Annotated in this window: 23 protein-coding genes, 1 tRNA gene, 2 rRNA genes and 1 riboswitch (1 of these 27 cut by a window edge); of the genes, 16 read left to right on the forward strand and 10 right to left on the reverse strand. The window is 48.1% G+C overall.

What is annotated here, in order from left to right:
- The 11 genes from MKX98_RS00390 to MKX98_RS00440 all read left to right on the forward strand — a co-directional run.
- Positions 1 to 576 (forward strand): 23S ribosomal RNA (locus tag MKX98_RS00390); it begins 2,354 nt to the left of the window's first position.
- Between the two features lie 148 nt (positions 577 to 724).
- Positions 725 to 841 (forward strand): 5S ribosomal RNA (rrf, locus tag MKX98_RS00395).
- Between the two features lie 423 nt (positions 842 to 1,264).
- Positions 1,265 to 2,722, forward strand: coding sequence for an IMP dehydrogenase (gene guaB, locus MKX98_RS00400; RefSeq protein ID WP_071221104.1), 1,458 nt, complete (start codon positions 1,265 to 1,267; stop codon positions 2,720 to 2,722).
- 154 nt (positions 2,723 to 2,876) lie between these two features.
- Entirely contained in the window at positions 2,877 to 4,295 is a 1,419-nt protein-coding gene (locus MKX98_RS00405; protein WP_339220828.1) for a D-alanyl-D-alanine carboxypeptidase family protein, read from the forward strand.
- A gap of 163 nt (positions 4,296 to 4,458) precedes the next feature.
- On the forward strand, positions 4,459 to 5,340 hold the full coding sequence (gene pdxS / locus MKX98_RS00410; protein ID WP_071221106.1) for a pyridoxal 5'-phosphate synthase lyase subunit PdxS: 882 nt from the start codon (positions 4,459 to 4,461) through the stop codon (positions 5,338 to 5,340).
- Positions 5,341 to 5,355: 15 nt separating this feature from the next.
- Positions 5,356 to 5,943, forward strand: coding sequence for a pyridoxal 5'-phosphate synthase glutaminase subunit PdxT (pdxT, locus tag MKX98_RS00415; protein WP_339220830.1), 588 nt, complete (start codon positions 5,356 to 5,358; stop codon positions 5,941 to 5,943).
- Between the two features lie 189 nt (positions 5,944 to 6,132).
- Positions 6,133 to 7,416 (forward strand): serine--tRNA ligase, encoded by a 1,284-nt coding sequence (serS, locus tag MKX98_RS00420; protein ID WP_194540323.1) that lies wholly within the window; start codon positions 6,133 to 6,135, stop codon positions 7,414 to 7,416.
- A gap of 72 nt (positions 7,417 to 7,488) precedes the next feature.
- Positions 7,489 to 7,577, forward strand: a tRNA-Ser gene (locus tag MKX98_RS00425).
- Between the two features lie 162 nt (positions 7,578 to 7,739).
- Positions 7,740 to 8,081: a hypothetical protein gene (locus tag MKX98_RS00430; RefSeq protein WP_194540324.1), complete on the forward strand. Its 342-nt coding sequence runs from the start codon at positions 7,740 to 7,742 to the stop codon at positions 8,079 to 8,081.
- A 106-nt stretch (positions 8,082 to 8,187) separates the two neighbouring features.
- Positions 8,188 to 8,337 carry a small acid-soluble spore protein P gene (locus tag MKX98_RS00435; RefSeq protein WP_098741251.1) on the forward strand — a complete coding sequence of 50 codons (150 nt, stop codon included), beginning with the start codon at positions 8,188 to 8,190 and terminating at the stop codon, positions 8,335 to 8,337.
- Positions 8,338 to 8,641: 304 nt separating this feature from the next.
- Positions 8,642 to 9,727 carry a hypothetical protein gene (locus MKX98_RS00440; protein ID WP_071221111.1) on the forward strand — a complete coding sequence of 362 codons (1,086 nt, stop codon included), beginning with the start codon at positions 8,642 to 8,644 and terminating at the stop codon, positions 9,725 to 9,727.
- A gap of 78 nt (positions 9,728 to 9,805) precedes the next feature.
- Here the strand turns inward: MKX98_RS00440 and tadA are convergent, their stop codons facing one another.
- Positions 9,806 to 10,243, reverse strand: coding sequence for a tRNA adenosine(34) deaminase TadA (gene tadA, locus MKX98_RS00445; RefSeq protein ID WP_233355150.1), 438 nt, complete (start codon positions 10,241 to 10,243; stop codon positions 9,806 to 9,808).
- A 419-nt stretch (positions 10,244 to 10,662) separates the two neighbouring features.
- On the opposite strand from tadA, the gene MKX98_RS00450 reads away from it, so the two are divergent.
- Together MKX98_RS00450 and rluF are read left to right on the forward strand one after the other, a co-directional pair.
- A complete protein-coding gene (locus tag MKX98_RS00450) occupies positions 10,663 to 12,957 on the forward strand; it encodes an ATP-binding protein (protein WP_339220834.1) in 2,295 nt (764 codons plus the stop codon).
- A 33-nt stretch (positions 12,958 to 12,990) separates the two neighbouring features.
- Positions 12,991 to 13,692 carry a 23S rRNA pseudouridine(2604) synthase RluF gene (gene rluF / locus MKX98_RS00455; protein ID WP_071221114.1) on the forward strand — a complete coding sequence of 234 codons (702 nt, stop codon included), beginning with the start codon at positions 12,991 to 12,993 and terminating at the stop codon, positions 13,690 to 13,692.
- Positions 13,693 to 13,803: 111 nt separating this feature from the next.
- Here the strand turns inward: rluF and motB are convergent, their stop codons facing one another.
- On the reverse strand, positions 13,804 to 14,610 hold the full coding sequence (gene motB / locus MKX98_RS00460; protein ID WP_220687018.1) for a flagellar motor protein MotB: 807 nt from the start codon (positions 14,608 to 14,610) through the stop codon (positions 13,804 to 13,806).
- A complete protein-coding gene (gene motA, locus MKX98_RS00465) occupies positions 14,594 to 15,394 on the reverse strand; it encodes a flagellar motor stator protein MotA (protein ID WP_100541615.1) in 801 nt (266 codons plus the stop codon). The genes motB and motA overlap by 17 nt, the downstream gene beginning before the upstream one ends.
- A gap of 191 nt (positions 15,395 to 15,585) precedes the next feature.
- Here motA and MKX98_RS00470 point away from each other — a divergent pair, with 191 nt between their 5' ends.
- Complete coding sequence (locus tag MKX98_RS00470) at positions 15,586 to 15,879, forward strand: hypothetical protein (RefSeq protein WP_194540327.1); 294 nt, start codon at positions 15,586 to 15,588, stop codon at positions 15,877 to 15,879.
- Between the two features lie 108 nt (positions 15,880 to 15,987).
- A complete protein-coding gene (locus MKX98_RS00475) occupies positions 15,988 to 16,302 on the forward strand; it encodes a 4a-hydroxytetrahydrobiopterin dehydratase (protein ID WP_009595556.1) in 315 nt (104 codons plus the stop codon).
- A gap of 103 nt (positions 16,303 to 16,405) precedes the next feature.
- On the opposite strand, the gene MKX98_RS00480 is transcribed toward MKX98_RS00475, so the two are convergent.
- The 6 genes from MKX98_RS00480 to MKX98_RS00505 all read right to left on the reverse strand — a co-directional run bounded on the left by MKX98_RS00480 (position 16,406) and on the right by MKX98_RS00505 (position 22,268).
- Positions 16,406 to 16,762 carry a cytochrome c gene (locus MKX98_RS00480; protein ID WP_006207476.1) on the reverse strand — a complete coding sequence of 119 codons (357 nt, stop codon included), beginning with the start codon at positions 16,760 to 16,762 and terminating at the stop codon, positions 16,406 to 16,408.
- A 158-nt stretch (positions 16,763 to 16,920) separates the two neighbouring features.
- Entirely contained in the window at positions 16,921 to 17,424 is a 504-nt protein-coding gene (locus MKX98_RS00485; protein ID WP_220687017.1) for a GNAT family N-acetyltransferase, read from the reverse strand.
- A gap of 139 nt (positions 17,425 to 17,563) precedes the next feature.
- Positions 17,564 to 18,037 (reverse strand): C40 family peptidase, encoded by a 474-nt coding sequence (locus MKX98_RS00490; protein ID WP_194545005.1) that lies wholly within the window; start codon positions 18,035 to 18,037, stop codon positions 17,564 to 17,566.
- Between the two features lie 435 nt (positions 18,038 to 18,472).
- Positions 18,473 to 18,946 carry a C40 family peptidase gene (locus MKX98_RS00495; protein WP_339220839.1) on the reverse strand — a complete coding sequence of 158 codons (474 nt, stop codon included), beginning with the start codon at positions 18,944 to 18,946 and terminating at the stop codon, positions 18,473 to 18,475.
- A gap of 3 nt (positions 18,947 to 18,949) precedes the next feature.
- Positions 18,950 to 19,089: riboswitch (cyclic di-AMP (ydaO/yuaA leader) on the reverse strand.
- Positions 19,090 to 19,437: 348 nt separating this feature from the next.
- On the reverse strand, positions 19,438 to 20,265 hold the full coding sequence (locus MKX98_RS00500; RefSeq protein ID WP_220687016.1) for a hypothetical protein: 828 nt from the start codon (positions 20,263 to 20,265) through the stop codon (positions 19,438 to 19,440).
- A gap of 11 nt (positions 20,266 to 20,276) precedes the next feature.
- Positions 20,277 to 22,268 (reverse strand): M1 family metallopeptidase, encoded by a 1,992-nt coding sequence (locus MKX98_RS00505; protein WP_194540330.1) that lies wholly within the window; start codon positions 22,266 to 22,268, stop codon positions 20,277 to 20,279.
- Positions 22,269 to 22,415: 147 nt separating this feature from the next.
- On the opposite strand from MKX98_RS00505, the gene MKX98_RS00510 reads away from it, so the two are divergent.
- Positions 22,416 to 22,934, forward strand: coding sequence for a YwhD family protein (locus MKX98_RS00510; RefSeq protein ID WP_071221123.1), 519 nt, complete (start codon positions 22,416 to 22,418; stop codon positions 22,932 to 22,934).
- A 101-nt stretch (positions 22,935 to 23,035) separates the two neighbouring features.
- Here the strand turns inward: MKX98_RS00510 and MKX98_RS00515 are convergent, their stop codons facing one another.
- Entirely contained in the window at positions 23,036 to 24,205 is a 1,170-nt protein-coding gene (locus MKX98_RS00515; RefSeq protein ID WP_339220842.1) for a copper amine oxidase N-terminal domain-containing protein, read from the reverse strand.
- Positions 24,206 to 24,329: the final 124 nt, after the last annotated feature.

The raw sequence follows: 24,329 nt of genomic DNA on the forward strand, positions 1-24,329 counted from the left end.
TCGAAGAGTGCAAAGGCATAAGGGAGCTTGACTGCGAGACCTACAAGTCGAGCAGGGACGAAAGTCGGGCTTAGTGATCCGGTGGTACCGCATGGAAGGGCCATCGCTCAACGGATAAAAGCTACCCTGGGGATAACAGGCTTATCTCCCCCAAGAGTCCACATCGACGGGGAGGTTTGGCACCTCGATGTCGGCTCATCGCATCCTGGGGCTGAAGTAGGTCCCAAGGGTTGGGCTGTTCGCCCATTAAAGCGGTACGCGAGCTGGGTTCAGAACGTCGTGAGACAGTTCGGTCCCTATCTGTCGTGGGCGTAGGAAATTTGAGAGGAGCTGTCCTTAGTACGAGAGGACCGGGATGGACGTACCGCTGGTGCACCAGTTGTTCCGCCAGGAGCATGGCTGGGTAGCTACGTACGGACGGGATAAGCGCTGAAAGCATCTAAGCGTGAAGCCCCCCTCAAGATGAGATTTCCCAATTAGTAAGACCCCTTGAAGACGACGAGGTAGATAGGTTGGAGGTGGAAGTGCAGCAATGCATGGAGCTGACCAATACTAATCGGTCGAGGGCTTATCCAAAAAACACCCCAAAAAGTGAAGTGAAGCTTTGAAGCTGACACCGAATACTTTTCGGGGGCCCCGATACCACATCGGGTAATGCTACGGATTCTAATCAACGCAAATTTCGTTTCGTATCTAGTTTTCAGGTGATCAAGCATCTGAACCGTTTGGTGGCGATGGCGGAAGGGTTCCACGCGTTCCCATACCGAACACGACCGTTAAGCCTTCCAGCGCCGATGGTACTTGGACCGAAGGGTCCCGGGAGAGTAGGACGTCGCCAAGCGAACAACCATAAAGACCGTTATCGAGTCATCGATAGCGGTCTTTTCCTATACTCAATAACATGTGTTTGCGAAATCGAGGACTATCCCGTACCGGGTTGGGTGATACTAAACGACAGCGATTCATTGTCCCTAGGATGGTGCCTCAAGGGTTGGCATATTGGCAGACAGGGCTTTAACCTGGGGAAGTCTCCATTTAATAGAAGAAACCCGGTCTGTTTGTCCATTCCAAAGAGACAGGATAACGCGCTGGATGGATACTTGCGAACTTCGAGCAAAGGTCGAATTTCAATCCTTGACAGCCTATGGGCCCTTTGCTAAGATGGCAATAATATATTTCTGAAAATACTTGAAAATGCCGTCCGGTCCAGCTCTGACAGTAGTTGTAGTCCGCAGGAAGACGACAAAAAGGAGGAATAACCCAGGTGTGGGAAGATAAGTTTAGCAAGGAAGGCTTCACTTTTGACGATGTATTGTTGGTTCCTAGAAAATCCGAGGTGCTTCCAAAAGAAGTAGATGTTAGCACCAAATTGAGCGAGCATGTAAAATTGAATATCCCGCTCATCAGTGCAGGAATGGACACCGTAACGGAAGCTCCTTTGGCCATTGCCATTGCTAGAGAAGGCGGAATCGGCATTATTCATAAAAATATGACCGTTGAACAACAAGCTGAAGAGGTAGATCGGGTTAAGCGTTCGGAAAGTGGTGTTATTACGAATCCGTTCTCACTCCATGCTGATCATCTTGTATCCGATGCAGAGAAACTCATGAGTAAGTTCCGGATTTCCGGCGTACCGATCGTAGATAAGAACAATAAGCTGATCGGTATTTTGACGAATCGTGATCTTCGTTTTGTTCATGACTACAATACGGTAATTAGTGAAGTAATGACCAGCGAGAATCTGGTGACAGCTCCGGTCGGAACGACTCTTCAAGATGCCGAAATGATTCTGCAGAAGCATAAGATTGAGAAGCTGCCTTTGGTAGACGAAGATAATGTTCTTAAAGGACTTATCACGATTAAAGATATCGAGAAAGCGATTCAGTTCCCTAGAGCTGCGAAGGACGCTCAAGGCCGCCTGCTTGTAGGTGCAGCGATCGGAATTTCCAAAGATACCTTCGAAAGAGCAGAAGCGCTTGTGAAAGCTGGCGTAGACGTCATTACCGTTGACTCTGCCCACGGTCACCACATCAATATCATTGATTCCGTTCGGAAATTGCGCGAAGTGTATCCGGATCTGACGATTATCGCTGGTAACGTGGCTACAGGCGAGGGTACAAGAGAGCTTATCGAAGCCGGTGCATCCGTCGTTAAAGTCGGAATTGGGCCGGGATCGATCTGTACGACGCGTGTCATTGCCGGGATTGGCGTACCGCAAATCACTGCAATTTATGATTGTGCAACGGTTGCTAAGGAATACGGAGTGCCGATTATTGCAGATGGCGGTATCAAATACTCCGGTGAAATTACTAAAGCGATCGCAGCCGGAGCAAGTGCAGTTATGCTGGGCAGTATGTTTGCCGGTACGGAGGAGAGTCCGGGCGAAGCTGAGATCTATCAAGGACGCCGTTTCAAGGCTTACCGCGGTATGGGTTCCCTTGCTGCCATGAAACAAGGCAGTAAAGACCGTTACTTCCAAGATGACGACAAGAAACTGGTACCGGAAGGCATCGAGGGCCGTGTTGCTTACAAAGGGCCTTTGGCAGATACCATCCATCAGCTGATCGGTGGATTGCGCTCTGGTATGGGCTATTGCGGTACACAAAACCTGGAGGAACTGCGGAATGACACCCAGTTCATCCGTATCTCTGGTGCAGGACTCCGCGAGAGCCATCCTCATGATATCCAAATTACCAAAGAAGCACCTAACTATTCCTTGTAATTCACTCGGAAGAACAAGGATAAACAATATATATGTCATTTATTTCCTGGACAAGCTGGATGAAATTCATCTAGCTTGTCTTTTTTTGATACCCCCCCTATGATAGAATAGAACAAGTTAATGACTTATTGAGAATTAGAGGGGAGTAATTCCATTGATAGACAAGTCTGTAAAGAAGAATAAGCGACAACGCATTCAAAGAACGCTGGCATCCTTGATGCTGTTTAATATACTGTGTTTCTCTGCTGCGCCTGCGGTTTCGTTCGCGGCGCCTCATATGCTGGTAACAGCGGATACGACGAAAGCCACAGAGGACAAAGCGACAACAGAGAAAGCGACAACCAATGCTGAGAAACCGGATAAAGTGCCATCCATTGATCAGCTTGGACTGGATGTAAGCTCCGCTGTTCTGATCGAGCCATCAACAGGACAGGTCCTATTATCAATTAATGCTGATGAAGCATTGCCGCCGGCGAGCATGACGAAGATGATGACGGAATATATCGTTGCAGAGAAAGTAAAGCAAGGCGACTTAGCTTGGGATGATGTTGTTACCGTGGGGGAAAATGCAGCAAAAACCGTGGGGTCACGGATATTTTTGGCTGAGGGAGACCAACATACAGTGGAAGAGCTCTACATAGCCATGGCTGTCGGCTCAGCGAATGATGCGACGGTGGCATTGGCTGAGCATGTGGCTGGTTCCGAAGCGGAGTTTGTTACCATGATGAATGATACGGCGAAAAAGATGGGGCTGAAGACGGCTTTCTTCATTAATTCCACAGGCCTGAGCCGTGCCGATATGCCAGAAAAGTATCGCCCTGCGGAGGATAAGGAAACGGTAATGTCGGCGATGGATACCGCTCTACTTGCCAAATATATCGTTGAGGATCATCCTGATTTTTCGAGATTTACGGCCATTCAGTCCCATAAATTCCGGCCGCGCGACACGAATCCGATTATCAACTACAACTGGATGCTTGAGGCTAATAAAAGTATTACAAACTTTAAGTCCTATGCGTATGAAGGTTTGGACGGTTTAAAAACCGGTCATACCAATGCGGCGGGTTATTGTTTTGCTGGTACCGCTGAACGCGATGGCATGCGTCTGATTAGTGTTGTTATGGGTACGAAATCTGAAGGTGCCCGTTTTAAAGAGACCAAAAAAGTTCTGGATTACGGCTTTGACAACTTTGAAGTGAAGGAAGTCCAAGCTGCCGGGGCAACCGTGCAAGGCTTTGAAACGGTCGAAGTGAAGAAGGGCAAAGGCAAAGAAGCTGCACTCGTAACCGATAAGGCTCTCACTTTTGTTGTACCAAAAGGATCAAGCGGCAAGAACATTACCTTCGAAGCCAAGCTGGACTCCTCCAGCATGACAGCGCCTGTTGCTAAAGATACGAAGGTGGGCACGGTAACCTACACCTATAAAATAGAAGGCATGAAGGAAGCTCAGACCGAAACGGTGAATTTAATCACAGCGGAGGAAGTTGAGAAGGCCGGCTGGTTCAAGCTGTTCCTGCGGGCGATTGGAGACTTTTTTGCCGATTTGTTTGATTCCATCAAAAATCTTTTCTAACAGCCGACAAATTCCGAGTAAATGGGTTGTGTATTTGATTTTGATGCGGTAAAATATCGAGTTAGATTCATTGCAAGTATGCACCTATACAGGTACAGTCCATATCGCCAGGGAACGCTGTAATGGCGATGAGATACAACATATAATCGGGGGGCTAGGGGACATGGAAACAGGAACATCAACTGTAAAAAGAGGTATGGCGGAAATGCAAAAAGGCGGCGTCATTATGGATGTCATGAATGCGGAACAAGCAAAGATCGCTGAAGCTGCCGGTGCAACGGCAGTTATGGCGCTGGAGCGCGTTCCTTCTGATATTCGCGCTGCTGGGGGCGTAGCACGGATGGCTGACCCAACCATCGTTGAGGAAGTCATGAAAGTTGTATCCATTCCAGTTATGGCCAAAGCTCGTATCGGTCATTACGTCGAGGCGAAAGTCCTTGAATCTCTTGGCGTGGATTATCTCGACGAGAGTGAAGTGCTGACACCGGCGGATGAAGTGTTCCATATCGATAAATGGGATTTCACGGTACCGTTCGTATGCGGTGCAAAGGACCTTGGCGAAGCGCTGCGTCGTATTGGTGAGGGTGCTTCCATGCTCCGTACGAAAGGCGAGCCGGGAACAGGTAATATCGTGGAAGCCGTTCGCCATATGCGCCTTATCAACAGTCAAATCCGTAAAGTTCGCAACATGTCGAAGGACGAGCTGTATGCGGAAGCGAAGAACCTCGGTGTTTCCTATGACCTCCTGAAGGGCATTCATGAGACGGGCAAGCTCCCTGTCGTTAACTTTGCAGCTGGCGGCGTGGCAACACCTGCAGATGCCGCATTGATGATGCATTTGGGCGCTGACGGCGTCTTTGTTGGATCCGGTATTTTCAAATCGGACAGCCCTGAGAAATTCGCTCGTGCGATCGTTGAAGCGACTACGCATTATGATGATTATAAATTGATTGCTGAAGTATCCAAGAACCTGGGTACTCCGATGAAAGGCATCGAGATATCCAAGCTTAGTCCTGCTGAGCGCATGCAGGATCGCGGCTGGTAAGAGAGAAGGGGTAACATGAAGGTCGGCGTACTGGCACTTCAGGGTGCCGTTGCAGAGCATATTCGAAGCATCACGCTTGCTGGTGCCGAGGGAGTGCCGATCAAGAAGGTTGAGCAGTTGGACGGCATTGACGGCTTGATTATCCCTGGCGGTGAGAGCACCACCATCGGCAAGCTGATGCGCAAGTATGATTTTATGGATGCGATTCGTCAGTTCTCAGCCCAGGGTAAACCGATATTCGGAACATGCGCCGGACTGATCGTGCTCGCTGAACGAATTCAAGGCGACGAAGAGGCCCATCTGAAGCTGATGGACATCACGGTGGCGCGGAACGCATTTGGACGTCAGCGTGAAAGCTTCGAGACCGATTTGCCTGTAAAAGGAATCGAGGAAACGGTACGGGCAGTCTTTATCCGTGCGCCGCTCATTCTGGAGGTGGGTGCGGGCGTTGAGGTCTTGTCTACTTATAAGGATGAGATCGTTACAGCCAGACAGGGGCATCTGCTTGCAGCTTCCTATCATCCGGAGCTGACGGACGATTATCGACTTCATCAATATTTTGTGGAGATGGTTCGATCCCGTTCTACGGCACCACCGACGTAATAGTTACAGTAGAAGACATCTTGACTCTTTGGCAGTATGTGGGAGTCGAGTTGTCTTTTTCGCTGAAATACAATAAGATGTATCGTATGTAATAATGTACACTGCAGCCTTGTCCCAAGGCTTTTTATCAACATATAGGGCAGCTGCTTCGATATACTTGATGGATGTTTTACTTTAGGAGGGTTTCCCGTGTTAGACGTAAAAATATTGCGCAGCGAGTACAGTCGTGTAGAAGAAGCGCTGAAGAATCGAGGCAAATCGCTCGATCTGATTGCGGATTTTCCTAAGCTTGACGCCCGGCGCCGGGAATTGCTGCAGGAAAGCGAAAGTTTGAAGAATCGCCGCAACACCGTGTCGGCTGAAGTAGCCAAACTGAAGAAGAATCGTGAGAATGCAGATGATCTGATACTGGAAATGCGACAAGTGTCGGACCAGATTAAAGCGATGGATGAAGAAGTTCGTGAGCTGGAAGCCAGCATATCCGAGCTTACTTTGGCGATTCCGAATATCCCTCATGAGAGTGTGCCTGTAGGCGCCTCGGAGGAGGAGAACGTGGAAATCCGCCGCTGGGCGGAGCCAAAAGCTTTCGATTTCGAGCCTAAGGCTCACTGGGAGCTTGCTCAGAATCTGAGTATTTTGGATTTTGAAGCAGGTGCGAAGGTAACGGGCTCGCGGTTTACGTTCTATAAAGGTTTAGGTGCTCGTCTTGAGCGTGCCTTGATCAGTTTCATGATGGATCTGCACAGCGACAAACACGGCTATGAGGAAATGCTGCCTCCATATATCGTCAACCGGGACAGCTTGTACGGAACAGGACAGCTGCCTAAATTCGAAGAGGATTTATTCAAAATTAGCGATACCGACTATTACCTGATCCCAACCGCTGAAGTTCCTGTAACGAACTACCATCGCGAGGAAATCTTAAATAGCGAGGATCTGCCTAAATATTACGTGGCGTACAGCTCCTGTTTCCGTTCGGAAGCCGGCGCGGCAGGGCGCGACACACGGGGACTTATTCGTCAGCATCAGTTCAACAAGGTTGAGATGGTGAAAATTGTACACCCGGAAACTTCGTTTGATGAGCTTGAGAAGATGACGGCGGATGCGGAGCGCGTGCTTCAGCTGCTGAATCTTCCTTATCGCGTCATGGCTCTCTGTACTGGGGATATGGGCTTCGGATCGATGAAGACATACGATCTGGAAGTTTGGCTTCCGGAGAGCGGCGTATATCGCGAAATCTCCTCATGTTCGAACATCGGGGACTTCCAGGCACGCCGTGCCAACATTCGCTTCCGTCCGGAACCGAAGAGCAAGCCTGAATTTGTCCACACCTTGAATGGTTCCGGGCTTGCGGTTGGACGTACCGTCGCTGCGATTCTGGAGAATTATCAACAGGCTGACGGGTCCGTCGTTATTCCTGAAGTACTTCGCCCGTACATGGGGAACGTTAGTATCATCGACCAGAAAAAATAAGTTGATAAAACAGTTTGTCTTGTGGTATAATGATTTTTGCACGTGATTCATTTGCATGGATCATTACCACATGGAGAGGTACCGAAGCGGTCATAACGGGGCGGTCTTGAAAACCGTTAGGGGGCAACTCCACATGGGTTCGAATCCCATCCTCTCCGCCATACATATCAAACGCAAACCGTTTCCTTAGGGAAACGGTTTTTTTGCTCTATTTTATGAGGAATCATTGCGTGGTCTTCCCTTCAGTAGGTTTGTGCTTTATGGAGGAGGCTGTATAAAACATCCCCTGTTATCGCAATTTATAGAGAAGGGGAGGTGTGAACATGAACTCAGAACTGAATGTGGATCAGTCGACGCTGGTCAATGCCTGGCAGGAAAGGCTGCCCACCATATTAAAGCCGGGAGATCGCGCAGAAGTGGCTGCAGACGAAGGGGACCCGAACGCCATCCGCATTCACATTGATGCAGCAGGTCGCCAGGAGTATTCATTTGATTTTCAATGCACGTATGTGGATTCACGGGAAGTGAAGGTCGATTTGGTCGATGTAGAGCGTGATGGTGCAACGACGGATGAGCGTAATGAGAACATTCAGGGCATGGTCGGCGATTATACGCGCCATATCCATGAGTGTGCCCAAACGCTGCAGCAAATCACGCATCACTAGTTCCATAAATGAGCGAGACAGTTTCCATACTGTCCATCATGGTATGGACATCAAAGGTAGGATAGCGTAAGACATCGTTGTGATCCATGAAATGGAGGGCTATCAGATGAGCAAACCAAAAGCGATTCCGGTACCGGAAGCACAGGAGCAGCCGAAGCAGCGCAAGGACCATGACCGTGGCGGCCAGGAGCCGCTGTCAGGCTCGCATAGAGCGAAGATCCGTAAACAGGATGGACATTTCAATCCGGAGGGCTAGAAGCCTGTAGAGGAAGACTGAGAGGCTAGAAAGCAAGAATCGAGGGAACTTCCTGTCATTCGACAGGAAGTTCTTTTTTTCGTTTTGAAACCTTTTGCGTCCAACTTCCGTATTAGTGTTCAAGTGTAATATTTTGGGGCCCCACCTTATTCGCATGTTAAGAAGTTTGAAATTAAGATGGATGGAAAAAGAAAGGAAATAAAATTTCAGTAAATATTCCAGAAAGTGTTTCTCATTTTGGTTAAATGGTTTATGATTAGAAGGTCTGTTATTTTTTTGACTGTTAGAGGGGAGAGAAATTTTAATGAACAAGAAGTTTGCAGCTATCATGCTGACACTGCTGCTCACAGTGACAGTTGTACTTTCTGGCTGCGCCAAAAAAGAAGAGCCTAAGGCAGCGATGACGAATGCTGCTACAAACGCGATGAAGATGACATCCTACGAAATGAAGAGTAAATTTGTCATTGAAGACCTTCAAGTTAACATACCTGCAGTTGAAGGCGATCCAAGCGTAACACAGGCGATGACGATGTTGAAGAATGCTGAGGTTACGCTTGATGGTATCTACCAAGCTGATCCAATGCAAACCGAGATGAACATGGGTATCAATCTGAAGGGTGACATGGCGATGTCCTTCAATATTGATATGGTGATGACGAAAGAGAAAATCTACGTTAAAGTTCCAAGCATTCCAATGCTGCCATTCCCAGAGGACGTTGTTGGTAAGTTCCTCATGATGGACATGAAAGAGCTTGCTGAGCAATCCGGTGAAACGTTTAGTCCAGAAAGCCTGGATACTGAGAAGTCGCAGAAATTCGTTAACGAAATCCTTGAAGCCTTGCTGAGCGAGTATGACCAAGCGAAATACTTCAAAGAGATCAATGTTAAAGATGCTGGCCTTCCAGAAGGCGTTGACGCTAAACAAGTGGTTCAATTCTTTGTAACCAATGATAACCTGAATGAAGCATTGGATATTATGGTAAACAAGGTTGCACCTAAGGTTGTTGACATTGCAGCTAAAGACGAGTACCGCGAATTGCTGGGTCTGACCCAAGAAGATATCGATGCTGCTAAAGCTGAAGTATCTAACGTTAACCAAGATGAATTCAAAGCGGGCTTGGAAGAGATGCAGAAATATCTGAAGATCAACACATTCAACATCAACACAGCTATCGATAAAAAGGATTTCCCTGCATATCAGGATGTTGTGTTGAACGTTGATTTCAACGATCCAGAAACCAATGAGAACGTGAAGTTGGCTGTGAAGGGTAGCACCCAATACAACAACATCAACGCTAAACAAGAATTCAAAATCGGTATTCCAAAAGATGCTGATGTCATCACGATGGAGCAATTTGAGGAATCCATGAGCCAAATGGGCACTTATTAATATTATTCATCGCAGACAACAAAACCCGGCCGTCATGGCCGGGTTTTTACGTTGTTATACTTATACTCTACATAAGGATCATAGTTTCCCGCGCAAACGTCGGAAGAACTGAGTGAGCAGTGATGCGCATTCTTCCTGCAGCACGCCCTGAACCACGTTAGTCCGGTGATTAAAACGCGGCTCTTGAAGCAAATTCATCAATGTGCCGGCACAACCGGCTTTGGGATCACCAGCACCATAGATCAGCTCTGGGACCCGGGATTGGACGATAGCTCCTGCACACATGGGACAGGGTTCTAACGTCACGTATAATCGACAGTCCAGCAGCCGCCATGCTCCAAGATGCTGGCTTGCTTCCCGAATAGCTACCATCTCGGCATGGGCCGTACCATCGTAAGTCGTTTCACGCAAATTGTATCCACGGCCAATAATCTCATCGCCCCGCACGATGACAGCACCAATCGGAACTTCACCGAGCTCTTCAGCTTTCCGTGCTTCTGCAATGGCTTCTCTCATCCAGTGCTCATGATTATCGTTATCCACAGCCAGTGGGTCTATTGAATTTGATATCAAACTAAAGTCTCCTTTCACAGCCCGTTAAAACCCTGTATTTATACCCAATGTTCAACGAACATTTATTCGTTTGTTAACATGTTGTGGACAGAATTGTGGATAACTAAAATATTATACACAAAGTTATGCACACTATCCCCAGATAAGTTGTGTATTTGTGCGCAATCTGTGGATACGTTGTTTATTTTACCGGGAATGACCTCTTATATTGTAAGGATTCCTTATTTCAATAGCAATGCGATTGTGGAAAAAACCATATAGCCATAAAGCTGCTTGTCTTTTCAAACGTTCGTGATCAAGGTATCATGAGGGTATTAGATTCGCAAGTCGTCTATGTGACAGCAGAAAGGTGAAGATGCCACTTGTCGATTAAGACGAAATTATCGATGATCATGTCCATATCGGTATTATTTATTCTTCTGCTCAACATTACGCTGAACTATTACACGACCCAGGAAAATTTGCAGCAGGATAGTGAAACCAAGATGGTGATGGCCGCTACTCAGATCGCCATTACGGTCCAGCAAACCGGCTTTAGTTCTGCATATGTGGATAATATATTCGGCGATATGCTGAAGGTGGCCGCGGTCAACGCGGCAAAAGCTTTGGATCCGGATATTAACAATATAACCAATCAGCAATTGGTGGAATTGAGTAAGGAGATTGGCGTCACTCACATATCATTAATGGTTCGGGCGAATGATGATATCGTTGTTGCCCGATCCTCCTCTCAAGATGAAATCGGCCTTTCAACAAAGAACTGGGGGTATTGGCATACGGCTTTTCTGGAATTGTTCCAGTATGGTAAAGTCGTCTCAGTTACCGAGGGCCAGCGCTCCGATCATTTTTGGTCTGGACCGTTTGAGTTCTCCACATCCAATCCGGAATTCATTGATAAATGGGGATACTATTACGATAGCAAGCGCAATTATATTATTGATCCCTACATAAGGAATTCCAATATCAAGGACTTTGTGAAGATTACAAGTCCGGACACCGTTGTGAAAGAGACCTTGAAGTCGAATCCGCGGATATTGGAAGTAACAGGCATCAACCCTGAAACGTTTGGCAATGAATATATGAGGGAAGATGGAACAGATGACGTTCACCACAAGCTTCGCAATCGACCGATTACATTCGGCACCTATGACTATGGGAGCCTGGACCAAGATGCGGAAGCTGTGCAGAAGGCTGTTTCTACCGGCGATAATGTGGTGTTTGTCAGCACCATCAATAATAAGAAGGTGCTAAAAAGCTTCATCCCTATCGTATCCGAAAATAAACCGACCAGTGTCATTAGTGTCGTTATGGACTATGAAGCCATCTCCTCCGTGATGAGGGAGCAGATGATCAGTCTTGTGGCGATCTCATTGGTTTTATTGGAAATTGTGATATTCGGCAGTTATATTGTTGCGGGGTATTTTACCAAGCCGATTCAGGCTATCCTTGGAACTGTAAATGATGTGTCGGATGGTCACTTTGATCGAAGGCTGGAGGTAAGCAGCCGGGACGAGCTGGGTCAGCTTGCAGGTCGAATCAATGCGATGACACGTAATCTGGGCAACTATACGAGCCAGTTGAAGCAAATGGTCGACGAGAATCAGTCCGTTAAGGAATATCTGGAGTCTGTCATTAATCAGACAGCCGACGCCATTCATACAACCGATACCTATGAACGGGTTATTAGTGTAAATAAAGCGTTTGAGCAATTGTATGGTTGGAAGGCGCACGAAGTGGTTGGACGGAAGCCTGCACTTGTCCCACCGGCTAAAGAGGAAGAAGAAAAGGAACGCATCCGCCGCCTGCGGGCCGGAGAACGGCTTCCTCCAGTGGAGACGGTCCGCCTTCATAAAGATGGAAGCGCTATTGAGGTCAGCATCAGCACCTCGCTGGTGCGCGATGAGAACGGTGAGGTTACTTCCATGATTAGCGTGTCTCGGGATGTGACGGAACGCAATCGCATCGAGGAGCTGCTGCGACGTTCGGAGAAGCTCAATACTGTTGGCCAGCTGGCTGCCGGCGTTGCTCATGAGATCCGGAATCCGCTGACGACCCTCCGTGGATTTCTGCAGCTTCAGAAGCAGACCCACAAGGTCAATCCGGACCATATTGATCTGATGCTGTCGGAGCTGGACCGAATTAATCTGATTGTCAGTGAATTTCTGATATTAGCGAAGCCGCAGGCGATTCATTTCCAAGAGAGGGATGTAAGAATCATTATGAGAGATGTCATTTCATTCCTCGACAGCCAAGCCCATTTGTACAGCATCGAGTTCAAATTGAAGTTTACTGAAGCACTAACCTACGTACACTGTGAGGAGAACCAGCTCAAGCAGGTGTTCATCAATCTGCTCAAGAATGCGATTGAAGCGATGCCGGATGGCGGGAGGATCTGGATTGAGCTTTCAAGGCCGAAGGGTGAATGGGTCCAAATCGACATTCGGGATGAAGGGCAAGGCATTCCGGAGGAGCTGATGCCGCATCTTGGCGAACCGTTTATTACGAATAAGGAAACGGGCACAGGGCTGGGATTGATGGTAAGCCAGCGTATTATTCAGGGCCACCGGGGTATGATGGAAATCGAGAGTGAAGTAGGAGCAGGAACGAAGGTGAGTATAGTTCTGCCTGCGATTCAGCGGAATGCGATCGAGGGATAAGCAAGAAGTAGTTACAGATAAGGGGATGGCATCTTGAGAATCAATAAATTTATCAGTGAAACGGGATATTGCTCAAGGCGTGAAGCGGACAAGCTGGTGGAGAGCGGGAAGGTTACCATCAATGGCGTGGTTGCAGTCCTTGGAAGCCAGGCAGAAGAAGGAGACGATGTCCGGATTCAGGGAAAGCCGCTTCAAGATAAGAAGAAGCATGTGTATATTGCTCTTAATAAGCCAGTCGGGATTACAAGCACCACCGAACCGCATATTAAGGGCAATATTGTAGACTTCGTAGGCCATAAGGAGCGTATTTTTCCTATCGGACGATTGGATAAGGACTCCGAGGGGCTGATTCTGCTGACGAATGATGGGGATATCGTCAATAAGATCCTTCGCTCCGAGGGGAAACATGAGAAAGAATACATTGTGACGGTGGATCGCCCGGTAACGGAATCCTTCCTTAGCGGGATGTCCAGCGGCGTCAAGATTTTAGGTGAGATGACGCTGCCCTGTGAAGTCACTCGAATGTCTGAGCGAGTGTTCCGAATCATTCTGACGGAGGGGAAAAATCGTCAAATCCGCAGAATGTGCAGCGCTTTTGGTTATGAGGTCCGAAAATTACAGCGAATCCGGATTATGAATATCCGTCTCGGCAGTCAACGCATTGGCGCTTGGCGTGATCTTAACGAGAAGGAGAAGGAAGAGCTTGGTCGGCTGCTGAACTATAGGCTCGAGTAGCAGGCTGAAATACATCTATAACCCTAAACCAAAACAACCGATGGATCTGGAGACCAGATGCATCGGTTGTTTATTGTGTGTTATAGTCTGTAGGGACCGTTCCCTGTTGAGTTATTCATTCACGCTGGTAAAGGTCGCACTATCCTGGTATTTACGTATAATGGAAACCTCGACTCTGCGGTTCTTCGCTCGCCCAGCAGCGGTGTTGTTGTCGGCAATCGGATGGTATTCACCATAACCGATCGGCATGAACCGTTTAGGATCCAACTCCGAGTTGGTGAGCAAAATCTTCATGAACTGCAAGGCACGATCCGAGCTTAAATCCCAATTCGACGGATATCGGCTATTAGAGATTGGCACATTGTCCGTATGTCCGGATACAATAATTTCATAGTCCGGGAACTTATGAAGCATTTGTGAGATAGCCTTGGCCAATTTGCGGGCCTCCGGCTTCACAACGGCTTCGCCGGAAGGGAACAAGGCGTTATCCCGTATTGTAATGACAAGCTGGGAGTGGTTCAACTTGGTGCTGAGCTCCGAGGTTAAACCGTTATTTTTAATATAATTATCGAGCTGCTTCTTTAACTTCTCCAGATCCTGTTGTTCCTGACGCATCAGCTCAGCACGTCGTTGGTCAGGTGTTGTTGCGGGAACGGAAGGGGATGTCGCTTTATGATCTTTAATATTGGGCGGATCATCGCTGGGTTCCGTTTTGCTGTAATCCAGCACGCCGGTCCCGCCAGTGAGAGCAACGCTGAAGGCTTCGCTCATTTCTTGAAATTTGCGTGCGTCTGTCGCGCTCATGGCGTATAGCACCAGGAACAGGGCCAGAAGCAAGGTCAGTAGGTCTGCGTAAGGAAGAAGCCAGGATTCGTCGGCATGCTCCTCATGCGGCTCGTGCCTAGTCTTTTTGCTCACTAGCACCAGCCTCCCTCTCGCTGAGCTCAGCCCGTTCGGACGGTGTCAGGAACACGGAGAGCTTTTGATTGATTGCAATGGTGGATACACCGGATTGAATAGACAGCAGGCCTTCTACCATCATCAGGCGGATTTCAACCTCGCGTTTGGACAGACGCTTGAGTTTATTCGCAATCGGGTGACAGATAACATAACCGGTGAAGATACCGAGCAGGGTAGCAATAAATGCAGCCCCGATAGCATGAGCGAGTTCGCCCATATCTTCCATGTGGGACAGTGCAGCGATCAAACCGATAACGGCTCCGAGTACCCCGAGGGAAGGTGCATACATACCGGCCTGCGAGAAGATCAATGAACCGGAACGATGGCGCTCCTCGGTGGCATTAATATCTTCCATTAAAACGTCACGTACGAATTCCTGATCGTTGCCGTCGATGATCATGCGCATCCCATTACGCAGGAAGCTGTCATCGATTTCATCGACTTTGGTTTCCAGAGCCAGAAGTCCTTCACGGCGTGTGATCGAAGCCCATTCCATAAACAGCTTGATCATATCCGTTTTGTCCATCAGATTCTGTTTCACGAAGGTCATCTTGACCAGCTTCGGAATCTTTTTTAGCTCGACTAGCGGAAATCCGATGAATAAAGTTGCTGCCGTACCGCCAAGAATGATTAGATAGGCTGCCGGATTATACAAAGCGAGAAGGGAGGCACCTTTCAGGATCATGCCCACCAGTACCGCGACGATACCGATTATTAAGCCTATAATTGTTGAAATTTCCATACCACACCTCATCCGTGAGAAATAAAATAACGAATCCATTCGTCAGAACGGCTCTCATGGAGAACCGGGCCCCTTATGTGGGGCGTTATCCTATTTATCGTCAGGTCGGGCTTTTTTTTTTAGTTGTAATTTCCGGTATAATGGAAGGAAGGGAAACGAAGCTAAGTACGGCAAGGAAAGGAGTGATTAAGATGGGCGTTAAGCACGGAAGGGATTATGGCGAAATTCTGGCAGAACTGACCGAGGCGGTCGGGCGAATTTCCGACAGCTATGTCTTCTTTGAAATGGAAGCTGAGGATTGGGGCAATTTGGGCGAAGCCGAGCGAAATGAGGTCCATGAGGCGCTGGCAGAGGATTTGTTCTATGCGCTGGGCACAGAGCCGGTGATTAATGTTGGCAGCGGCGTGGTCATGCATGATCAGACGAACCATCGAATACATATTTTGATTGGTGAGGAAGAGTTGGCTTTTGTGGCCCTTGTGTAATCACTCCAGTTATCAACAGATACAGGGCAGAATAGAATAGATGACAGATAGCCCATATTACGGTTAGTCGGCTTTAAGATAGGTTTTTTTCGGGGAGGAAGATAAAAGATGCTTTATACGCAGCAAGAAGTAGAGGCTCATCTGGAAAAGCTTGAGGGTTGGGAATTTGAACAAGGGAGATGGATTGTACGAAAGTATACCTTCTCCTCCTTCATGAAGGGAATCGCTTTTGTTGATGAAGTGGCAGCTATTTCGGAAGCTTTCGGACATCACCCCTACATCACCATAGATTATAAAGTCGTTACACTTCGTCTCACTTCTTGGGACGACGGTGGCATTACGGCTGTGGATATTAAGGAAGCGCAGCAGTTTAACGAAGCCTATGAGAAGAGTCGTTCGAAGGATGGCAAGTCGGGACAATAGAACGGGGAGACCATTAGTCCCTTTAGAAGTCCCCAATATGTAAAAAAACACGCTTGCACCGGGAACAACTCCAGGTGCAAGCGTGTTTTGCGTATAAGCTGATTTATTTTTTCTCAGCAAGGTACAGCGCGATGTTTGCGATTTCTTCAGGTTTAAGTTGGTCTTTAAAGGAAGGCATTCCCTTACGACCTTTGGTTACAACGTTGAAGATCGCGTCCGCATCCATGTGTCCGCCTACTTGATTCAAAGCCGGCCCAGCGCCGCCTTGAAGTTGGTCGCCGTGACAGCTAATGCAGCTTGCTTTCAGTGTGGCTTCCGCTGCGGCTGCATCGAGAGTCACTTCCGGCATGGTCGGCTTCTCTTCCTGAGCTACCTGTTCCTTACCTGGGAGCGTAAACATCAGCGCGATAGCCAACGCACATGCGACGAAGAACAATCCGCTCATGATCCATTTTTGCATCGTCATATCGTCCCTTCTATGTATACTGCACTTTTGCACTTGTCTCCATTATAAACCAACATCCATAGACAGCATAGCCAGTTGTGACAAAAAAAGCAACTATACGGCGTAGCTTCATAAAAAGTACACAAAATTGTGCTTTTTCATATAGACAAAGATTAATATTCCTCATTTGTCGGGGGCTCATACACCATACAGTGGAAAAGGGCATTGCCCGTTGGCGTAAGCCGCTCATACGTATCGGTGATGTGAAAGCCTGCCCTTTGATAAGCGCGGATTGCTCGCTCATTCCAGGTCATTACCTCAAGGTCAATTTCGTCGGCAGGCCGCCTCCGTCTGGCTTCCCGGACAATCGTCTGCATAAATCGTTTACCCATTCCACGCCCGCACCAATCAGGCCGCATGCCAAGTCCAATTCGTGTCACCTCATGCATCGGAAACAGCTGGGCAAATCCCCAGAGGGCCTCCCGCTCATCCAGAACCGAGATGTACTGTCTTTGGCGAATGTCCGGATCGCCAAACTCCACCTCAAGCCCTTTCATCTGCTCCCAGGGAAGAAAGCCATAGATATTATAGGGGGGAGGGTAGGCCCAGGCGCATATCTCTTCGGCGTGCTCTTCACGCATGACTACGGTGTGAAATGTAATCGGTGTGGCATCCATTTGCGAAGTCCTCCTATCGTCTGCATAAATAATAACCATATTACGAGCATCCAGGTTGCATCAAAAAAGCCCGCCAAAGAGAGGTAAGGGCTCCTTTAACGGGCAAGCATTATGTATAGGGAAGATTAGCCTCTATATCTTAGGATGATTCACCGACCGACTCTTCATACTTATCATCGCTCATGATACGCTTTGCACCCACGTACCGCTGATCGTAGTAATCCTCTGCCAGGCGGTTGATAACCACGCCGCGGTTAGAGGAAGCATGGGCGAATTTGCCATCGCCGACATAAATGCCGACGTGGGAGATGCCCTGCCCCGATGTGTTGAAGAACACCAAATCGCCAGCGCGCAGCTCCTTACGGGACACGCTTGTCCCCATGTCGAATTGAGAGCCGGATTGATGCGGGAGCTTCAGACCGAGTTTAGCATAAACATACATGGTGAAGCCGGAACAGTCAAAACCGCTCGTGGTTGTACCACCGTAGCTGTATCTTGTACCCAGAACCTTATCGATTTCCTGATCCAGCGCATGATCAGCAAAGACGCTGCCAACGCCCAAAGTGAACAACAGCGTGATATTTAGGGCTGCTGTCGATAATGTTTTCTTCAGCATGGAAAGCTCCTTTTCGATGCCGCGAGGCATAGCCATCTATATATTAAAGCACTTACATTAATGACAAAGTTGTTACTGCGTCCATTCTATCAGACAGCAAGCGAGATTGGCAATTATTTCTTGGTGAATTTCGCTATTTTTCAATAGCATTAGCTGTCGAAGCACCAAGGAAAATCAATATTTTTCCAAAATGGGTGTTTAATGAAGGGAGAGAAGGGTATATAAAGGATAGATGATGTGAAGACATGGCGAAGTGAAGTGAAATTGTATAATAAATTTTATTTTTTTTCGAAAAGCGGGAACTTTTTTGCTGTCCTGAACGTTATAAAGGTATACACACAATCAACAAAAGAAAAAAGCCGCTGGATGAGATCGGCACAATCTCATAAACCCAGGGCTTTCTTGTAAGAGTAAATCAATTAAGTTCCAACATTAATTGTAGTTCACAGCTACAGATTTGTACGTATTCTGACTCATAATTCTTTTAGCGCCTACATATCGGTTAGCGTAATAGCTCTGGCTCAGCGGACTGATAATGACACCGCGCGAAGATGAAGAATGAGCGAATTTGCCGCTCCCGACATAAATACCCACATGAGATACACCTCTACCGGATGTGTTGAAGAACACGAGATCGCCAGCTTTCAGGTTGCTCTTGGATACGGCCGTACCTACTTTGTATTGAGCTGCAGACGTGCGGGGCAGGCTAAGACCAAGCTTCTTGTAAACATAGCTGGTGAATCCGGAGCAGTCAAATCCATTCGTTGTAGTTCCACCTGTTTTGTAAGAAACACCAATGGCTGGTTTGATTGCAGTATTTAATTTGGAATCGGCGAAAGCGCTTCCGGTCCCTAATGTGAGTGCGAGTGCGAGGCCTAGAGAAACAGCCGTTAACTTCTTATTCAAAACAAAAGCTCCTTCCATTGCCTGCGAGGTTAGCTTAAGGGTTCGGTTGAAGGTCCCCTATGATCCCTCTCTTGCGAGATCAATTCACCCAAAACGGATCCCCCGCTTCCCATATCGTTATGGGAATTCGGCTCCTTGAAATGTTGATGAACCCATTCATTGACGTTTGACGTTCCAACATAGTTAGCGAATTACAACGTTCCTACATAAAAGTTACAATAAAGATGACAAAGTTGTTACTAACATATTCGTTATTTTAGCAGAGTATTAACAATTTGGCAAACGAGGAAACATTATTTTTAAACAAAAAAACCTGTCCCCATCTTGAGGGAACAGGTTTTTTTGTAATTTGGCGTTCAGAAATTTGTAATATAGAGGATAAATGAACTCTTATTCTCTGTAAAATCTAGCGCGGGATAGAAACGTGTCGCTTCTGATTACAGCTTATTCACGAGCGTGTTTCATTATTTTAGGGTGACGAATTGTAACCATTAAGGATGCTGTGAGGAGGAATCTCTCCACAAATGATATTGAGCGGACATTGCCCAAATTTGGAAAAGTCCATTCAGGAAATAAGAGGCCTGCTGAATAATTAAGCCGATCAACCCGGCCCAGAAGAGCGAGGCCGAGCTCAGGAGCAGCAGAATGATACAGGCGGATCCGCCGATGGTGATGGATAACAGCATTGCTGTGCCCAAGCGGCGGAAGAGCGCATGGATAGAGCTGATCATGCTGGAATCGCCGGTACGGCCAAATTGCATATAGAGCAATAACAGGCGGATCAGATAGGCGTACAAGAACCAGCCAGCTGCATAGGGCAGTGCATGAAGCAGCAGTACAGGCTCCTGAATTCCATTCAGCAGAATCGGGAGGATCTTGGGCAGAATCCAGTAACCGGGTGCGAAGGTGAGAATAAGCTCAACCAGATAGAATAGCGTTACGGGTTTCCACAGTTTCCGCATGCCAGTGAAGAAGAATAAACCGCGCTCGCCCTTGGCTTCCTGGTGAAGGTTGTAGAAGATGCCGGCCCGAATGAGCGGGGTGAGGATCATCCGGATCAGGAGCAAACCGGCCAAAAGCCATCCGTAAGTGTGTACTGTGCTGCTCAAGGACAGGCTCATCTCGCCCTCGTAGAAGAATAAAAGACGGCTGAGCTCGTTAGGGGCGGAATCCGGATATCGCATCAGAAGGGGGACGACTGCCGATTTTACGAGTCGGTACAGGCAATATCCCCACAGCAAACGGTATAAGAAGAGCAGAATCGTGACGTATAGCTGGTCTTTAACACTGATCCACCCTTGGCCTGCGTAACTTTTCATGTGCTCCCCCCTCACCATGACAGGCTGCCGAACAGCGTCTCCACAAGCTTGGTAATACTGAGATTCCAGCGTGTAACCACCGTCGGATCCATTCCTGCCTTCATATAGTTATTAATGTGTTTATTCTCCAGGACGATGGAGTACTTCGGATCAACCATGGCCCAGGCGAGCGGAGAGCTGTATTCCAGGGTGTAAGCCACTTTGCCGTCTTTGCCGCTCCAGGTTCGTTCCACCGTTTTGCCGTCCTCAAAGGCGAACACGATCGGCACATCGGTGATATCCCCGTCCTTGCTCGTAATCTGGACCGTGGACTCATACCGAGGATTTTCAGCCGTGCCTTTATTTTTGGTTTTGATCACGTCGATGGCGACATCCGCCATCTGGCTTCCATATACATATTGGTCAAAATACGACTGCCAGGACGTTTTGCTTACTTGCTCGACGACTTTCTGAAAGTCAGATGTGGTTGGATGCTTGAACCGGTATTTCTGGGCATAGGTATGCATAATCTTGCCCATCATCTGTGGACCGACCTGCCGTTCGATGCCTTGCAGCACCAGCTTGCCCCTCGTATATACATTCAGTGCGTAGTTTTCGTGAGAGCTGTATTTCCAGGATTCCATCTTCAGCGGTGCAGGGGAAGTAATGGATGCTCCCTGAGCCGCCGTATTGGAGGTAATACCGTATTCTTTTTCCATCACTCGTTCTTCTGCATAGGTTGCAAAGGCCTCGTCCAGCCACGCTTCCTCAAATTCGTTACTTGCAATCATTCCGTAAAAATATTGATGGGCGATCTCATGAATAACGGTCCGCTCCAGTTCATATCCCGGCGAATCGTTCTTGGCACCGAAGGCTGTGACCAGCGTCGGGTATTCCATGCCGCCTGCACCGTTGCCCGATTCAGGCGGAACGACGATGGACAACGTGGAGTACGGATAGGTTCCGTACCATTTTCCAAACGAAGCGAGTGCCGACTTGGCGGCATCAAAGTAACGCTCTTTTAAGTCTTTATGGGCTGGATCGAGATACAGCTTGATGCGGACGCCAGGTACGCCTGGTGCGGAGAATGCTTCTTCTGCCGTGACAAAGTTTGGCGATGCCGACCAGGCAAAATCATGTACGTCATCCGCGTAAAACTGATAAATTTTTTCCCCGTTTGATTTTTGGGCAGGCTTGGTAGGGAATCCGGTCGCGGCGACAATGTAATTTTCGGGCACTCGAATGCGAACGCTGTAAATGCCGAAGTTGGAATAGAATTCGGAGTTGCCGTGGTATTGATGAAGATTCCAGCCTTCCTCTGCTCTTCCGCGAAGACCGGCCGGTTCATAGACCGAAATTTTCGGAAACCATTGGCCAGCCATGATAAAATTCTCGGTGGTTCCCATGCGGGCAAATATTTTGGGAAGCTCGACCTCGAACTCCAAATGAATGGTAACACTCTCCCCGCTCTTGATGGGTTTAGGCAACCTTAGCTTGGCAAGGCTGTGATCCTTGATGTTGCCGTCGTCAGGTTGAACAAATTGAAGGCGATGGGTCAGGGCCAGTCCTTCGGTTGTTTTCACGCTGGTAATGGTCATGGAGCCGTATCCGTCATCTGGCATGGGATCGGAACGAAGCCTGCCGCCCGATTCCTTCATAAAAGTCGTGTCATTGGAAGCAAAAGCATTGGGATACAGATGAAAGTACAGCTCGTTTACGCTTTTTTTGCCTGGATGAGTCCAAGTGAGTGTCTGTTTGCCCTTAAGCTTGTTCTCCTCAGGCTCGTACCGAACATCCATATGATATTCCACCAGCCGGTCGCTCAAGGCCGGAGCAGGAATATTAGGCTGCACCTTAGGCGGTGAGAGCGGGGCCTTCTCCACGGCAGAGGCGGAGGGCTTGCCCGCATTTGGGGCAAGAGCAGACGCTGAGGACCCTGGATTCAGAAATATCGGCATCGATCCTGCAAGCAAACCTAGGGCAAGCAGGGATGATAGAAAGACTTTGGCACGTGGTGGGACCATATCGAACAACCTCCCGTTGACAAGCATCTAGTGCATGTATATGTTTGCTTTTGGGGGATTATTAGTTAAAATAAAATTATTGGGACATGGTTATCAATTTAGCAGCTGATACGTAAGCATCGGCTCTGATATAGGAGGTCGGCAGCAGTGGAGAATGAAGAGCAGAAGCAGGGTGCGAAGAAACCGATTGCTTTGAATATTATTAATAGCAAGAGTAAGCATAAAGGGTTTGGATCAGGCTCCATCGATCTGAACAGTCTGTCACCCGTCATTATCGATAATGGCGAGGCCCGAGTGGATATTGGGGCCATGCATGCCAAGAGTAAGGTGGAGAAGGGTATCCGTTTCAGCATGAACCGGGATGAAGTGCCCAATGGACGACAGGTATGGATCGTGTGGGTGGCTGTAGATCGTACGGCGGAAGGACAGCATTATGCAGGCATGACCGCCTGTGAAATGTGGATCGACCAGGAGGCCCGTCGCGGCTGGAAGATCCTCGCCGATCATGTGAATAAAATGGATGCGGCGATGAAGCGCAAGATCATTCTGGATGGTCTTGGCGACGTCGAGAAGAAGGCACTGCGCGAGCTGCTGATTTCGCGTAACGAGGAATGGTGGAATGCATCGCCAGAGGAATTCAGGGAAGCTCTTCAGACAGCGGAATGATACAATAAATTAAAGCAGCCTTTCCAAAAAGGACGAACATGAAGAAGACCGGTTGGATTCGTAAATGAATCCGGCCGGTCTTCTACTTATTTGCATATCGATTAGAATGGAAGGGTGTAGGTCAGCTTTTCTTTTTGATCGAGAAACGGATTGTTGTATTGGAACGTCAGCTTGCCGCCGGCATATCCGAGATACGTAAGGCCGTCACCAATGAAGCCCACCTCATTCGGCGGCATTTCCTCTATGACCTTGATAGTTTCCTCGTCCAGAAGCTCAGGATAGATAAGCTCGGCTGTCTTGCCAGTCGGATGGACGATATACAGGGTCGCCTTCGTGTATGGTCGGACGAGCAGGAAGTCCTGTTCAATCGCTTCTACGATAAAACTATCCTTTACTCCCGTGAGCGCGGTCAGGTCATAAGTTTTGACCGTTTTGCCCATCGGATGAACCAGCTCAAGCGTACTGCCGTTCATCATGGCAATATTGCCTTTGTAGCTGAATTGGTCCGGATGGTAGTTGATCCCGGCAAAATTGGAATGATTGGTTTTGGATAGCTTCAGGATTTTCTTGTCCTGAATGAGCACCCGGTATCTTCCCTCATGAATATGAGGTTCGCCGTAATAATTGGACAAGTCGACCACGTAGGTAGTGCTATTGATGCGATGTGCGCTTAAGCTGACTTGATCGATCTCCTCAACCGGGATTATACCAACTTGGGCTGGCGTGGATCCGGCTTTACCCATCGAGAGCATACCATTCTCGCGATTTACCCAGAACAGCATATTGGCCTTGGAAGCATAGGCGTATTTTGACCAAGCATCAAAGGTCGTTCTAAGCCCGGATTTGCTGTCATATTTCAGAGGGATGCCGAAAGCTTTGGTAATCAGACTGGCTGGAACATAAGTCACGCCTTTCTTCACGACCGGAGCCGCCTCAAGCTTGAGAGGGGTCCCCTTGGCATTGACTGCGCGCGACTGTCCGATGATAATGCGAACAGACTGTGTCGGGCTGTTAATATACAGCTCTTTTTTTCCCGGGATCGTCAACTGCAGCTGCAGTTGTTCGGAAACTTCCTTCAATGGAATGAATACGACGCCTTTATTCGTATAAGGTTTATGTTTCACGTCCAGCGTGCTCCATTTTGCCTTGCTCTGTGATGTGGAAGCTGCTGCCGCATGGGCAGAAATCGTTGCGAGCGATGAGGACGTAAGCAATAAAGACATGGCTATGGATGCGGTACCTGCTAATTTGATGAGTTGCACGGATTTCATATCAGTTCCTCCTTATGTTTTACACTCCCGCCTATATAAACGACTAAATAATGGGAAATGTTTCACCCTATCGCAAAATCATGTAAAAATTGATATATGCTTATGGCGTAAGATCAGAGCTAGT

The organism is Paenibacillus sp. FSL W7-1332, assembly GCF_037969785.1.
GTDB lineage: Bacteria > Bacillota > Bacilli > Paenibacillales > Paenibacillaceae > Paenibacillus_AQ.